This is a genomic window from Segatella copri, assembly GCF_026015295.1.
GTDB classification, from domain to species: domain Bacteria; phylum Bacteroidota; class Bacteroidia; order Bacteroidales; family Bacteroidaceae; genus Prevotella; species Prevotella copri_C.
On sequence record NZ_JAPDUW010000001.1, the window covers coordinates 3,720,511 to 3,735,000 of the forward strand.

A 14,490-nucleotide genomic window follows, 5' to 3' on the forward strand; every position below is an offset into this window, starting at 1 on the left:
ATGTTATTTAATGATGAGTGACATTCCCGGGCGCAATCCCTCAATCTTTGTGACAGGACGGGCCTTCACCTCGAATGTCTTGCGGTCGTAGTCGCCATTATCCTTGGTTGCCTTCCAGGTAGCGTAAGAGCCCTGGTCTTTCAGGTAGTAAACCTTCATCTTGATGTCCTTGTTGAAGGCAGGAACGTAAGCGGTGAACTCATCGCCCTTGTTCAGCCCCTTGAGATGGTCTTCGCGAACATTGAAGGTTCCCCACATATCGCTCATGATAGAGATGCTCATGATAGGAGAGCCGAGGCCTACCAGCTCGCCTACCTTAGGATAGACATTGCTAACCTCGCCCTCGCACTGGGCAATCTGAACGGTCTCTTTCAGAAGATTCTTCACTACATCCACAGCGCTCTTCGAAGCCTGGGTGTTGTTGGCAGCCATGCGCTTCTCCTGTTCGCGGGCGCCATTCTTCGCCATATCGTACTGACTTCTGGCAGCAGCCACCTGAGCCTCTGTAGCCTTGTAGGCTGCGTAAGCCTCATCGCGTTTCTGACCGCTGATTACACCCTCGTTGAAGAGGTTCTGCATGCGGTCGTAGGTCTTCTTGGCGATGGTTGCGGCAGCTTCAGCCTGCTGAACCAACTGGTAAGCGCCCTGAATCTGCTCCTTGCGTGCACCTGCATCCGTCAGGTCCTTCATCGCCTCGGCTGCAGCGTTGGTAGCCTGGAGCATCTGTTCCTGCGATTTCATTTCCGGCACTTCGAGGATGGCGAGCGTATCGCCCACATGAACGTAATCGCCTTCCTGAACGCGGAGTTCTACTACGCGTCCAGGAAGTTTGCAGGACACTCTGTATTCTGATACTTCTACCTCGCCCTGAATGGTGTCATCCTTCTGTTCCAGGGTGAAGAAACCGATGACGCCTACGAGAATGACTACTGCTGTAAAACCGATTACAGCGAGCAATATGTTGTTATGCTGTGATTTCTTAGACATTTTGCTTAATCTGAATTTAAATTTGTTATTATTATTACTGCAGGATACCGAGCGCCTTGTTCAGCCCAACCTGAGTCAGCTTCACGTCGATTTCTGCATCAATCTTCTGGCTCTGTGCTTTCTGCCAGGCAGTCTGTGCAGCCATCACGTCGGTAACCTCCATCACGCCTTCCTTGAAACCGAGGTTGGCGCATCTCAGGTTCTCATCTGCACTGGCGATGTTCTTCATTGCCATGTTGAGCTTCTTCTGGGCTTCCTTTACCTTAAACTGGCTTTGAGTAATCTGCAGATGAATCTTCTCTCTCGTATCATCCAGGTTCATCTGGGCGATATTGCTGGCAGCCTTGGCGGCTCTCACCTTGTAGGCGCCGTCGAACCAGTTCCATACCGGAACATGAACCATCACGCCTACGTTCCAGACTCCGGTAAACTTCTTCTGGAAACCATTGAATACGTTCGGGTTCGAAATCATGTAGCCGCCTGTCAGCATGACGTGAGGCAGATTGATGGCGCGAACCATTTTGGTAGCTTCTTTAGAGATGTCGAGCGCATTCTGCAGCATGCGGAGTTCCGGCCGGGTGTTCAGCGCCGAATCCTGTGCTGCCACTTTCTGCTGCTCGGTGTCAACAGGAGTTCCTGATAAAGCCAGGGTTTCCTTATCTTCATCGGCAAGTGTGATTTCCTGGTTCATCGGAATGCCGCAGAGCTGGCAGAGCAGCATCTTCGACAGGGCGAGTCCGTCTTCTGCTTGGGTAATCTGCATCTCAGCCTCGTTCACTTTCACGTCTACCTTCAGTCCGTCTGCCTTGGTGGCTACTCCCTGCTGAATCATCTTATGAACATCCTCGTTCAGTTTCTTTACGAGGTCGCGGTAACTGATGGCGAGTTTCTGCTTCTGCTTCAGCGAAACGGCGAGCCAGTAAGCCTGGTCTATGCTGTAGAGCGTGCTCTGGGTCTGCTGGTCGAGATCATTCTCTGCAATCTGCTCTCCGATGTCGGCAATCTTGTTGGCTGCAATGATGGCTCCACCCATATAGATAGGTTGGCGAACCATCACGCTTCCAGCCCAGATATTGCGGGTGTCGGTACGGAAAGCATCTACCAGTTTCTCTCCCAGCGCATTGCCTTGCTGCTGCAGGGGTCCCAGTTTCTCATTCAGCAGTCCGCCTATCTGCTGCGCTATCTCCGGGGTAATCATTCCCTGACTTACAAGTTGGCTCATCAGATTGCTGGCTCCTCCCGATATTCCTCCGGTAACGGTAGAGCCGATATTGCTGAATGTTGATTTCTGACCGTCGTTCAGCAGCGAAATCTCCCTGCTGAACCATTCGTAACCGCCTAAAGCATCTACTTTAGGAAGATATTTGGTACGTGCCGATTTCTTCATGTTGTACGCCACGTCTTTCTTGAGCTTCGAGGCATTGAGCTGCTTGTTGTTGCGCAGCGCCATGGCACGGCAACTGTCAAGGCTCAGCGTTTGTGCCTGAGCCCCAGCAGGAATCAATGCTCCCATCAGCATGATAAGAGTTATATATTTTTTCATCCTTTGTTTATAATATTATATAATATTGGATGCAAAATTATGGAATTATTCTTAAATGACAAAGAAATTTTGTTTATCAAATCTTTAAGAATCAAAAATTATATTGCATTGTGGAAAAATAGAACATACCTTCTGGTTTTCCGTAATCCCTTAATCGTCTGTTTCTTAGAAATTCACCCGTTCTGTCTCCCCCCAGGTAGGGTCTACGGTAATGCTTATTCCACCACCCGTACTGTCGTCTCCGCCACCGAATCCGTCAGCAATGGAAATCTCGGTATAGGTTGTTTGGTTCTGATGGATTTTCAAATCGGCTTTTTCAAAACTCTTTACCACCTTTGCATCGGCATCCAGAAAGCTGATACTCATCTTGATGTTCTTCTCTTCTTCATGTGGGAAGGTGTAGACGGTAAAGTCTCTGCCGCCATCTTTCATACTGAAATTCTCGGTCTGACGGCTGTTCACGCAGCCGAATCCGGTGGTTGCATCCAGGGTGCTGCTGCCGCCGGTATAATAGAACTTGATGCTTCTGATTTCTTCGGGAATGGTTTCGTCGTTAATATGTAACTTGAAGGCGCCAACTGCTCGCCTCAGGTTGATGTTTGTGGTGGCGCCCTCTTCGTTTACGCTCAACCTGCCGTAATAATAGAAGGTGTCGGTAAGTTTGTTGCTTGCAAACTTTACTTTCTCGGGTGCGCTGACAGAGCAGTTTCCCTTTCCGTTGTGGGCAATCACCACCAGTCGGTATTCTCCTTCGTCCAGACTTACATAGGCTGTTCCGAAGCCATTGTCTGTTGAAAGCTGGTTCACCGTCTCCAGTTTCTCCTCTCCGTCAAAGATGGCAAGTGTCAGTCTGGAGCACACATCGCCCAGTGCCATCTGCTTGTCGGCAGCTTTGGTTGTCAGCAGACTTATGCCTTCTATTTTCTGCACATGGATAGTTACATTGGCGTTTGCCTCACGTGATTTTCCGGTTGTTTCGTCAATCGAAAACTTCTCGCATGAAGTAAGCGTCGCTACGAGCATCAGCAACAGGGATGCCAGTAACCGATAGGGATTCTTACTCATAACCGTTCTTATTTACTAGTTGCTCTATGCGTTATCTCGGAGTTTCCTCGGGCATAAAGATGTGGCAAATATACGTTTTTTCTCTTTTCTATGCAAGTAAAATCTAATAAATCTTTATATTTTTTGTCATTTATCTGTTTTTTCGTAATTTTGCATCGGTTTTTCTGTACTTACAGAGCCGATTTTGCATTGTATATATAATAAGGTATAGAAGATATTGGTATGGATAAGAAGATAAAAGCATTGTTTTTTGATATTGACGGCACCCTGGTGAGTTTCAAAACTCACAAGATTCCGCAGAGCACGGTAGATGCCTTGGAGCAGGCTAAGAAGAATGGGGTAGAGGTGTATATTTCTACCGGTCGTCCGCAACTCATCATCAACAACCTCGGTCAGATAGAACATCTCATCGACGGTTACATCACCACCAATGGAGCCCGCTGTTTTGTAGGCGATAAGGTGGTGAGCCAGCACGCCATCCTTCCTGAAGATGTAAAGAAGATTATCGAGGCAGCCGACCGTGATGATTATCCGGCAATCGTCGTAGGAGAGCATCATCTCGCTATCCATCATTATACTGACGAGGTTTATGAAATCTTTGCCAAGGGACTGGGGGTGGATTGTGAAATCTTCCTGACCGATGTGAATGAACTGGGAGACGAGCAGGTTCTGCAGGTTACTCCTTTCTGTTCGGTAGAGCAGGAGGCGCTCCTGATGCCTACGCTCCGCAACTGCACCTCGGGCAGATGGCATCCTGCCTTTACGGATATTACGGCAGCCGATGCGGATAAGGGCAAGGGCTTGCATGCAATGGCTGATTATCTGGGTTTGAACATAGAAGAAACCATGGCTTTCGGCGATGGCGGCAATGATATTTCCATCGTACGGGAGGCAGGCACCGGTGTTGCAATGGGCAATGCAGGAGATAATCTCAAGCAGGTAGCCGATTACATTACGACTCATGTGGATGAAGATGGTGTTAAGAATGCGCTCCTCCATTTTGGCGTGATTTAAGTTCCCGGCGTTATTGACTTTTTTTTTTCATAACTCCCTATATATAATAAGGTGTAATCCTGATGAAGCCTTTTTGATAGGCGAGTTTCATTTTAATAAAATAATAAAGGCAAACATGTTATTTATTGTAATAAATGGCGTGTTTGCCTTTCTGTTTTTAAACCTCCCTTTTGTACCTAGTTTCTTCTTGTTATTTACGTTTTGTGAGAATAAATACCAGAAATGCTTACGAAAAGTAATAGAATATACGAAAAATATACAAAAAGTACTATAAAGTTGATATTTTGTATCAAATTGTTTGCTAAAAAATTGTTTAATTAGCAAAAAGTATGTATCTTTGCACCCGATATTTGTAAGTTGTTTAATTTTTAAGAGAGAGAATTATGGTAAAAAGATTGACCATGCTCATGGGGGGGCTTGTTCTTTCAACAGGAATGGCTCTCGCTCAAACTACTGTTACAGGTAAGGTTGTTTCTCAGGAAGATGGTGAGCCGGTGATTGGCGCATCTGTAAGAATTGTAGGAACTAAGACTGGAACAGCGACTGATGTCGATGGTAATTTTACGCTTCCTAATGCCAGCAAGGATGCTGTCTTGGAAATCAGTTACCTCGGCATGCAGACTAAAACAATGAAAGCATCTGCTAAGATGAAGATCATTTTGGCTTCTGATGCAAGAAATCTTGACGAGGTAGTTGTTACTGCCTTGGGTATGAAACGTTCAGAGAAAACTTTGGGTTATGCTGCCAGTACAGCCAACGCTTCTGAGTTGACTGTTGCTAAGTCTGGTTCCCTGATGAGTGGTCTTCAGGGTAAGATGGCTGGTGTGCAGATTTCTGGTGGTGGTGTTACAGGTACCTCTCAGAAAGTCGTAATTCGTGGTATTTCTTCTGTTTCCAGCAACAACCCATTGTATATTGTTGATGGTGTGCCTATCAACAATGACCGTTTGGGTGATAACTCTGTTGACTTTGGTAGTGGTGCAGGCGACATTAACCCAGAGGATATTGAATCGGTAACTGTATTGAAGGGTGCTTCTGCTACTGCTCTTTATGGTTCCCGTGCAGCCAATGGTGTTATCATGATTACTACAAAGAAGCCACAGGGTAACAAGAAGGCTTCTATCACTTACGATGGTTCTTTGACATTTACTGATGTGCTCCGTGTGCCAATGACTCAGAATCTCTTTGGTCAAGGTTGGGGTTCCTGGTCTAATGAGGAGAATGGTTCTTGGGGACCTCGCCTCGATGGTCGTGAGCACTGGTATGGTTCCACCGGTCTTTCTAACGGCGAGACTTTAACCAAGCCTTTTTCTTATGTTAAGAACAATATCCGTGACTTCTATCAGGTAGGTAAGGAATGGAACAACAACGTATCTCTCCGCTATGGTGATGAGAAAGTAGGTATTGTTGCATCTTACGGTAATGTAAGTTCTAATGGTATTACTCCTAATGATGGTGATACATATCATCGTAATACCTTCTCACTCCGTGGTTACGCCAATATCGACAGATTCCATCTGGACATGTCCCTGAACTATGTTCGCAAGGATATGCGCCGTTCTCGTGATATGTATATGGAGCTGCTTCAGGGTGCTTCTGATGTTCGTTTCACCGATATGAAGGATTACAACCTTGAGCGTAACAATGTAGATAACTACTATACATTGTATGCTACCAACCCATATTATATGGTAGATAACTTCTATTCTACTTATCAGGACGACCGTATTTATGGTAAGCTGGAGTTGTCATACGATATTACCAAGGATATCAAGGTAATTGGCCGTTTCGGTGGTGATTATACCAATTATAAGACCGAGCGCATCGAACCACGTATTATTTATACCGAAGGTTCTTATCAGGCAACTGGTAATGGTACAACTGTAGGTAACCAGGGTTACTATTCTAAGTATCGTTCTCAGCGTGGACAGATTGATGCCAGCCTCTTATTGACCGGTAATCATACTTTCGGTGATTTCTCGGTAGGTGCAACCTTAGGTTGGAACTTGAACCAGAGAAACTATGATAATGTAGGTGGTTATAATGAGCAGTTGGATATTCCAGGTTGGAATTCCTTGAGTAATACATCTTCCTATTCGATTACTGATACTGACTCATGGAATAGAAGATTGTTGGGTCTCTTGGGACAGGTTGAATTGGGTTATAAGGATTGGGCTTTCCTGAACCTTTCTGCCCGTAACGACTGGTCTTCTACTCTTCCTATGGGTGATAACAGCTTCTTCTATGGCGGTGCCAATGTGTCTGTGCTTCTGAATCAGGCTATTCCTGCTTTGAAGAATGTCAAGCAAATCGACTTGTTGAAGGTTCGTGCAGCTATAGGTCAGACAGGTAATGATGCTGATGTATATATGACTAATTCATATTATCGTCCATTCCAGTCTTATTATACATATTTGCCAATTTCCGGTGTTTCTGGTTTGACAGAGTATAACCGTTTGCCAAATAAATCATTGAAGCCTGAGATTACAACTGAGTATGAGCTTGGTTTGAGCGGTACATTCTTTGGCAACCGTTTGAGCTTCGATGTGGCTTACTATGATCGTACAACCAAAAATCAGATTATCTCTGCTACTTTGGCTCCTGAGACAGGTTATACTTCTAACACCCGTAATGTAGGTAAACTTCAGAACAAGGGTATTGAGGCGATGGTTAATTTTACTCCTATCCGTACTAAGGATTGGGAGTGGAGTGTAGGTGCTACATACGCTAAGAACTGGAGTAAGGTGAAGGAACTTTGGGATGGTCTTGATGAATATACCATTCCTGTAGGTACTACAAGTACTGGTTTGTATTCTTCTATGCGTGGTGTATCTTACGTATTGAAGGTTGGTGAGCCTATCGGTATCTTCAAGTTGCCAGCAACACAGAAGGTAACAGATAAAAACAGTCCATATTATGGTTATAGAATCGTAAATGGTAATGGTTTCTTGCAGTCTAGTACTACAGATTATGATTATCTCGGTTCTTCTCAGCCAGATTTCGTAATGGGCTTCACCACACATCTGAAGTGGAAGAACTTGAGTCTTGCTGCAACGGGCGACTGGCATAAGGGTGGATTGATGTATTCTGAGACATCTTATATTACTCACTTCAATGGTAACTCTACAGAGACCGTATTCAATGAGCGTGATGCTTTTGTTTATCCTCATTCTGTAAAGATTGTTGGTGGAGAGTATGTCGAGAATAATATTCCAGTTGCTTCCAACTATATGAATTATGTTCAGGGTAACTATAGCTACAACCCGGAGGTGCGTCGTGATTTCGTTGTAAGCCGTTCTTACTTCAAACTCCGTGAGTTGGCTTTGACATACGATTTCCCTAAGACAATCACAAGTGCATTGAAGATGCAGAAGTTGTCTTTGAGTCTAGTTGGCCACAACTTGTTGCTCATCACTCCAAAGCATCAGAATTATATCGACCCAGAGTCTTCTAACTTTGGTAATGATATCAGCTCTGAGTTTGGTGAGACTATGGGTTCTGTGTCAACTCGCAACTATGGTATTAACTTGAAGGTTGTATTTTAATTAAAGGAGATTTCTTATATGAAAAGATATAAATTTTTAAGCGCAGCATTGCTGGGAGCCCTCTTGACAATGGGTACTGTTACTTCTTGTAGCGATTCCGGTTATTTGGATATCAACTACAACCCAAACTATCCTTCTACAGCTTCCTACAAGCAGTTGCTTCCGGCTGCCGAAGGTTCTATCGTAGCTGTCAGTGGTCTTTATCAGCAAATTACTGGTGACTTTTGGTGCCAGTATGTAACACAGGGTAATAGTACAAACCAGTATAATACATTGTCTAATTATGCTGTAACAACATCAGGTTCTATTCCTCCTGTTACTACGATTTGGCAGAATACATATGCCAACAGTCTGGAAGATTTAAAGCTGGCTTTGGCTTCTGCTGAAGAAAGTAAGGCTTGGAACTATTGGATGGTTGCCAAGATTCTTCAGGCCTATAATTTCTTGGTATTGACTGATACTTATGGTGATATTCCGTTTACAGGTGCCCTTGATGTCGAAAACAATCCACATGCTGCATTCGATGATAGCAAAACCGTAGTTTATCCAGGTATTCTGGAGATGCTGGATGCTGCCATTGCCAAACTCGATGATGCTAAAGCTGCAGAAAAAGCTTCACCTTTAGGAACTGCTGACTGTTTCTTGGGAGGCAGTATGGATAGCTGGGCAGGCTTTGCAAAGAGTTTGAAGTTGAAGATGTATCTCAAAGACTTCGACGCTCATAAATCTGATATTCAGGCTTTACTTAGTGCAGGTGGTCTTTTGGAGCAGGATTGTGCTTGGGTAAATTGGGAAGATGGCGCTAATAAGGGTAATCCTCTTTATGAATTTAATATCCGTCAGTTGAATACTACTGAGAATATTCGTGCTTGTCATACTTTCTTAGAGTATCTTTTGGATAAGAAGGATCCTCGTATCATCAAGTTGTATGAGGTAACTGCTAATGCCAAAAAAACTCTCGGCTATTCTTCTGATGAGGAACTGGTTGCTCACATGGATGAATGCTACGAGGGCCTTCCTTGCGGAGATAAGCCAACTACTGATGAAACTACAGAGGGTGGTATTGCAATCTCTAAGTCTTCTCGTATGAAACAGGCTTATGATGATGCTGTCTATCTGATGAACGAGGCTGAATGCGAATTGATGATTGCTGAGGCTTATGCTCGTTTGGGTGATGCTGAAAAGGCTGAGGAATATTATAATAAGGGTGTTCTTGCCGGCTTCAGCCGTTGGGGATTTGATGGTACTGCATTCGTTGATGGTGCTTACAAGTTCGATAAGGCTGATATGCTTCATAGTATCGCCATGCAGTATTGGGTAACTTATGCTGGAGCGAATGCTTATGATGGCTGGATGACCCGTAACCGTTTGGGTATTCCTGAGGTGCAGGCTAATATTACTGTTCGTAAATCAACAACTGCTTTGCAGCGTGAATTGTCTGATGGTTATGTGTTAGGCAATTTGGTTGATCCAGGTGCTAGCAATATGAATGCCGGTGAGTATCCTATGCGATTGCTTTATCCTACAGCTACTACATTGTATAACTCTGCTGCTGCCAAGTATGTAGAAGAGAATGGAAACTCGCTGACCAAGAAACTTTGGTGGGAGAAGTAATGATTATTAATGTAATAAACGAAAAGTCATGAAGAAAATATTATATTTTTTGAGCTTTGTTTTCGTAGCATTGTTTACTGCATGCTCTGAGGGAGACGATTTCGATATCGATTATACTCCTATTGCTCCTGTTGGTGGTGAGTATAGAATCAATGTGGAGAGAGGTTATGATGCTTCTAAGACAGATGCAGAGTATTGGGCTTCTAATCCAACAGATGCTGAATTCATCTTTAAGACTGATGGTACAGGAACCACTTCGGGTGTTCTCTATGCCTATCTCAGCAATACTACCGATTATGATAAGGATAAGGCATGGATTCGTGTAGGCTCAACTGCCTCTAAGGCAGCTTACGCCATCAATGCTAAGGTATCTATTGATATGAGTGCTTATACTTTTGGTGGTGAGAATGTGGATGATTTCATTGGTAACTCTGCTACAGCTACCGACAAGGTAACTGTTAGCGGTAAGTGTGGTCACAATACTTATACTACTGTATCTGGTACTGTGACAGATGAAATCAGTTTCACCTATTCCCGTTCTGACCAGCCTGGATATCATTACAGAGTAACAGGCTTTAAGTCTACTGGTTGGGCTGAGGATAACAAGTAATATACTTTTGCTATACATGAATTATTCCTAGATGATGTTTCTAATGATATTGTCTAGGAATAATATTAAAGATATAAGGCAAAGTGATTTGCCTCGTTGTTGACAAAGTCAACACTTATATCTCTCTCGTCTTGGGGACTGGCGGTGGCCAGTCCCCTTTTTGAATTTATAAGAGAGATTTCTTGGTTAATGAGGGTGTGTCATAAGTCTGGATAATAGTTGGTGTATAACAGTTGGCTACCGCATGCACAACAGGTGTTGTGCATGCGCATATCAGCTGTTATGCAAGCGCACAACAGCTGTTGTGCGACCGAAGATACTGACTGTCTCAACAACATATCCTATCTCTTCCAACAACTTATTCTATCTCTTCCAACAACATATCCTATCTCTTTCAGCGTCATATCCTATCTCTTTCAACAAATAGAAGAGGGTGAATCATAAACTTATGACACATTCTCTTTATTTGTAGATGAAGTAGCTGCCTCCATCACTCTGGCAATATTTCTTCAGAAGCTCGATAATGTATTCGGCATTCTCGCGAACGTGCTGTTCGTCTCCGTCATATCCGTTGATGAGAACCACCAGATGGGTGGTGTCAATACTCATTTTGGTTCGCTCGTTGTCGCTGGTCGGGGTTCCTACACCACCTGTCTTGTCTCTGTAAACAGGCAGACCTTCTATATTAATCATGCCTCTGCCGATGCCTTCGTATGGTTCGTTGGCTTTGCCTACGCCCAGGGTCAGGGTGTCGCCTTCAAACTTGTCTGCATCAAATCCGCCGATGCTGTAGCCGTAGGCTATGCTCGCCAGGTTCACCAGGTCCACCAGCGTATCTCTCTGGTAGAGTTCCTTGCCCTGGAGCATTCTGCGGATAAGGGCTTCTGATGCCGGACGGTAACGCGAAGGATCCTTGCCGCAGGCACGGTACACTTTTCGGGTGGCGGCAATTCCACTCATCTCTTTCAGCGATTCCGTGGTCAGCGTCTCTTTGTACTTTTCGCCAAGTGCATGAATCTCATCCCAAAGTTCCTGGCAATAAGGGGTGTTTACCACATTGGCTTCCACGCATGCTCCCACAAAGGTGGGACATACCGATTCGATTTCTTCTGATACAATAATTTTCATGATGAATTTCCGTTTTCTGTTAAACCTAACTGATTGATAGGGCAAAAGTACGAAGAAATATTGGAATAGCCAAAAGTTCAGTCTATTTATGTATATAATAAGGTGTAAAAATAGTTTAAATGTTTATAACTGTTAAATATTTGACTAAAATGAAACTTTTTTGTGAAAAGATTTGGTGGAATGAAAAATAGTTAGTACTTTTGCACTCGCTTTTGAGAAATACACTTTCTCTTAGCGATTAAAGAAAGAGTTCTTTGAAAGATTTTACATAAACAGACAAGTAGTACAAGAAGCGGTTAACTTCTTAGAAATAAGAAAGTTGACTGGGTAAAAGAAACGAACCGTCAAGCAATTGACAAGTCAGGTTTACTAAGCTTCAATAAACGAAAAGGATATTCGTCCTAAGTACAGACAACAAACAAACCAAGCCGCAAGGCTAGGTAAAAATGATATTTTACAATGGAGAGTTTGATCCTGGCTCAGGATGAACGCTAGCTACAGGCTTAACACATGCAAGTCGAGGGGAAACGATATTGGAAGCTTGCTTCCGATAGGCGTCGACCGGCGCACGGGTGAGTAACGCGTATCCAACCTGCCCACCACTTGGGGATAACCTTGCGAAAGTAAGACTAATACCCAATGATATCTCTAGAAGACATCTGAAAGAGATTAAAGATTTATCGGTGATGGATGGGGATGCGTCTGATTAGCTTGTTGGCGGGGTAACGGCCCACCAAGGCAACGATCAGTAGGGGTTCTGAGAGGAAGGTCCCCCACATTGGAACTGAGACACGGTCCAAACTCCTACGGGAGGCAGCAGTGAGGAATATTGGTCAATGGACGAGAGTCTGAACCAGCCAAGTAGCGTGCAGGATGACGGCCCTATGGGTTGTAAACTGCTTTTATAAGGGAATAAAGTGAGTCTCGTGAGACTTTTTGCATGTACCTTATGAATAAGGACCGGCTAATTCCGTGCCAGCAGCCGCGGTAATACGGAAGGTCCGGGCGTTATCCGGATTTATTGGGTTTAAAGGGAGCGTAGGCCGGAGATTAAGCGTGTTGTGAAATGTAGACGCTCAACGTCTGCACTGCAGCGCGAACTGGTTTCCTTGAGTACGCACAAAGTGGGCGGAATTCGTGGTGTAGCGGTGAAATGCTTAGATATCACGAAGAACTCCGATTGCGAAGGCAGCTCACTGGAGCGCAACTGACGCTGAAGCTCGAAAGTGCGGGTATCGAACAGGATTAGATACCCTGGTAGTCCGCACGGTAAACGATGGATGCCCGCTGTTGGTCTGAATAGGTCAGCGGCCAAGCGAAAGCATTAAGCATCCCACCTGGGGAGTACGCCGGCAACGGTGAAACTCAAAGGAATTGACGGGGGCCCGCACAAGCGGAGGAACATGTGGTTTAATTCGATGATACGCGAGGAACCTTACCCGGGCTTGAATTGCAGAGGAAGGATTTGGAGACAATGACGCCCTTCGGGGCCTCTGTGAAGGTGCTGCATGGTTGTCGTCAGCTCGTGCCGTGAGGTGTCGGCTTAAGTGCCATAACGAGCGCAACCCCTCTCCTTAGTTGCCATCAGGTGAAGCTGGGCACTCTGGGGACACTGCCACCGTAAGGTGTGAGGAAGGTGGGGATGACGTCAAATCAGCACGGCCCTTACGTCCGGGGCTACACACGTGTTACAATGGCAGGTACAGAGAGACGGTCGTACGCAAGTACGATCAAATCCTTAAAGCCTGTCTCAGTTCGGACTGGGGTCTGCAACCCGACCCCACGAAGCTGGATTCGCTAGTAATCGCGCATCAGCCATGGCGCGGTGAATACGTTCCCGGGCCTTGTACACACCGCCCGTCAAGCCATGAAAGCCGGGGGCGCCTAAAGTCCGTGACCGTAAGGAGCGGCCTAGGGCGAAACTGGTAATTGGGGCTAAGTCGTAACAAGGTAGCCGTACCGGAAGGTGCGGCTGGAACACCTCCTTTCTGGAGAGACGAATTTCCTATGAAGATATAGGAATCTGATTAAAAGTTCGCTTCTCTTCTTGTACGCACCATCTGTTTAATTAAATACAGGAGACTGGGATTCCTTATACATTATATAATATATAGGGATGGCTCAAGCAAAATGGTTCAACTCCACAATCTCCACCATGCCTTTTAAGGCAAGAAGATCTTTGACATATTGACACAAGCAAAACTGTAAGTAATGAACTTTAGTTCAGACTAAAGTGAATCAAATCGCAAGATGAGATTTCACAAGTTAGAATACAGCTGAAAGTATGAGCTACTTATTCGCTGTCAGTTCAACTGATAGCAAATACAGTCGTAAAGAAAGTAAGAAAGGGCGTATGGCGGATGCCTAGGCTCACGGAGGCGATGAAGGACGTGATAAGCTGCGATAAGCTTCGGGTAGGTGCAAATAACCTTTGATCCGGAGATTTCCGAATGGGACAACCTAGCCGTCTGAAGGACGGTTACTCAATCTTCAAGATTGAGAGCTAACGCAGGGAACTGAAACATCTTAGTACCTGCAGGAAGAGAAAATAAATGAATGATTCCCCCAGTAGTGGCGAGCGAACGGGGAACAGCCCAAACCGTTGACGTCGCAAGGCGCCAGCGGGGTTGTAGGACCGCGACATTGTACTGAAATGGTGAGTGGAAGTATCTGGAAAGTTACATCACAGAAGGTGATAATCCTGTACACGAAGCCAGATCAGGCATAGCGGTATCCTGAGTAACGCGGGACACGAGGAATCCTGCGCGAATCTGCCGGGACCATCCGGTAAGGCTAAATACTCCCGTGAGACCGATAGCGAACGAGTACTGTGAAGGAAAGGTGAAAAGAACCCCGAGCAGGGGAGTGAAATAGTTCCTGAAACCATACGCCTACAAGCGGTCGGAGCATCGTAAGATGTGACGGCGTGCCTTTTGCATAATGATCCTACGAGTTACCGTCACTGGCGAGGTTGAGTGTCATGA

General features: G+C 45.1%; 8 protein-coding genes and 2 rRNA genes (1 of these 10 only partly in view). 6 read left to right on the top strand and 4 right to left on the bottom strand.

Annotated features, from left to right (window positions below; translation table 11 throughout):
* Positions 1-3: 3 nt before the first annotated feature.
* The 3 genes from ONT18_RS15425 to ONT18_RS15435 all read right to left on the bottom strand — a co-directional run bounded on the left by ONT18_RS15425 (position 4) and on the right by ONT18_RS15435 (position 3,595).
* Entirely contained in the window at positions 4-987 is a 984-nt protein-coding gene (locus ONT18_RS15425) for an HlyD family secretion protein (RefSeq protein WP_006849168.1), read from the bottom strand.
* 34 nt (positions 988-1,021) lie between these two features.
* The gene (locus tag ONT18_RS15430; RefSeq protein WP_118201479.1) at positions 1,022-2,530 is read right to left on the bottom strand and encodes a TolC family protein; all 1,509 of its coding nucleotides are present in this window, start codon (positions 2,528-2,530) and stop codon (positions 1,022-1,024) included.
* Positions 2,531-2,695: 165 nt separating this feature from the next.
* Positions 2,696-3,595, bottom strand: a complete 900-nt coding sequence (locus ONT18_RS15435; protein WP_264906598.1) for a FimB/Mfa2 family fimbrial subunit — start codon at positions 3,593-3,595, stop codon at positions 2,696-2,698.
* Positions 3,596-3,817: 222 nt separating this feature from the next.
* Here ONT18_RS15435 and ONT18_RS15440 point away from each other — a divergent pair, with 222 nt between their 5' ends.
* The 4 genes from ONT18_RS15440 to ONT18_RS15455 all read left to right on the top strand — a co-directional run bounded on the left by ONT18_RS15440 (position 3,818) and on the right by ONT18_RS15455 (position 10,378).
* Entirely contained in the window at positions 3,818-4,609 is a 792-nt protein-coding gene (locus ONT18_RS15440) for a Cof-type HAD-IIB family hydrolase (RefSeq protein ID WP_153072854.1), read from the top strand.
* 383 nt (positions 4,610-4,992) lie between these two features.
* Positions 4,993-8,154 carry a SusC/RagA family TonB-linked outer membrane protein gene (locus ONT18_RS15445; protein WP_118150772.1) on the top strand — a complete coding sequence of 1,054 codons (3,162 nt, stop codon included), beginning with the start codon at positions 4,993-4,995 and terminating at the stop codon, positions 8,152-8,154.
* 18 nt (positions 8,155-8,172) lie between these two features.
* Positions 8,173-9,768: a SusD/RagB family nutrient-binding outer membrane lipoprotein gene (locus ONT18_RS15450; protein ID WP_264906602.1), complete on the top strand. Its 1,596-nt coding sequence runs from the start codon at positions 8,173-8,175 to the stop codon at positions 9,766-9,768.
* Positions 9,769-9,796: 28 nt separating this feature from the next.
* Positions 9,797-10,378: a lipid-binding protein gene (locus ONT18_RS15455; protein WP_118150768.1), complete on the top strand. Its 582-nt coding sequence runs from the start codon at positions 9,797-9,799 to the stop codon at positions 10,376-10,378.
* A gap of 462 nt (positions 10,379-10,840) precedes the next feature.
* Here the strand turns inward: ONT18_RS15455 and ONT18_RS15460 are convergent, their stop codons facing one another.
* Entirely contained in the window at positions 10,841-11,506 is a 666-nt protein-coding gene (locus ONT18_RS15460; RefSeq protein ID WP_153072850.1) for a B3/B4 domain-containing protein, read from the bottom strand.
* A gap of 456 nt (positions 11,507-11,962) precedes the next feature.
* Between ONT18_RS15460 and ONT18_RS15465 the strand changes: the two genes are divergently transcribed.
* Together ONT18_RS15465 and ONT18_RS15470 are read left to right on the top strand one after the other, a co-directional pair.
* A 16S ribosomal RNA gene (locus ONT18_RS15465) occupies positions 11,963-13,494 on the top strand.
* Between the two features lie 345 nt (positions 13,495-13,839).
* A 23S ribosomal RNA gene (locus ONT18_RS15470) occupies positions 13,840-14,490 on the top strand; it runs 2,247 nt beyond the window's last position.
* Together the 16S and 23S rRNA genes form the textbook arrangement of a ribosomal RNA operon.

What these genes read in the sequence shown, in the direction of transcription:
- ONT18_RS15425 (WP_006849168.1), bottom strand. Translation starts at nt 987, where the DNA reads ATGTCTAAGAAATCACAGCATAACAACATATTGCTCGCTGTAATCGGT.
- ONT18_RS15430 (WP_118201479.1), bottom strand. Translation starts at nt 2,530, where the DNA reads ATGAAAAAATATATAACTCTTATCATGCTGATGGGAGCATTGATTCCT.
- ONT18_RS15435 (WP_264906598.1), bottom strand. Translation starts at nt 3,595, where the DNA reads ATGAGTAAGAATCCCTATCGGTTACTGGCATCCCTGTTGCTGATGCTC.
- ONT18_RS15440 (WP_153072854.1), top strand. Translation starts at nt 3,818, where the DNA reads ATGGATAAGAAGATAAAAGCATTGTTTTTTGATATTGACGGCACCCTG.
- ONT18_RS15445 (WP_118150772.1), top strand. Translation starts at nt 4,993, where the DNA reads ATGGTAAAAAGATTGACCATGCTCATGGGGGGGCTTGTTCTTTCAACA.
- ONT18_RS15450 (WP_264906602.1), top strand. Translation starts at nt 8,173, where the DNA reads ATGAAAAGATATAAATTTTTAAGCGCAGCATTGCTGGGAGCCCTCTTG.
- ONT18_RS15455 (WP_118150768.1), top strand. Translation starts at nt 9,797, where the DNA reads ATGAAGAAAATATTATATTTTTTGAGCTTTGTTTTCGTAGCATTGTTT.
- ONT18_RS15460 (WP_153072850.1), bottom strand. Translation starts at nt 11,506, where the DNA reads ATGAAAATTATTGTATCAGAAGAAATCGAATCGGTATGTCCCACCTTT.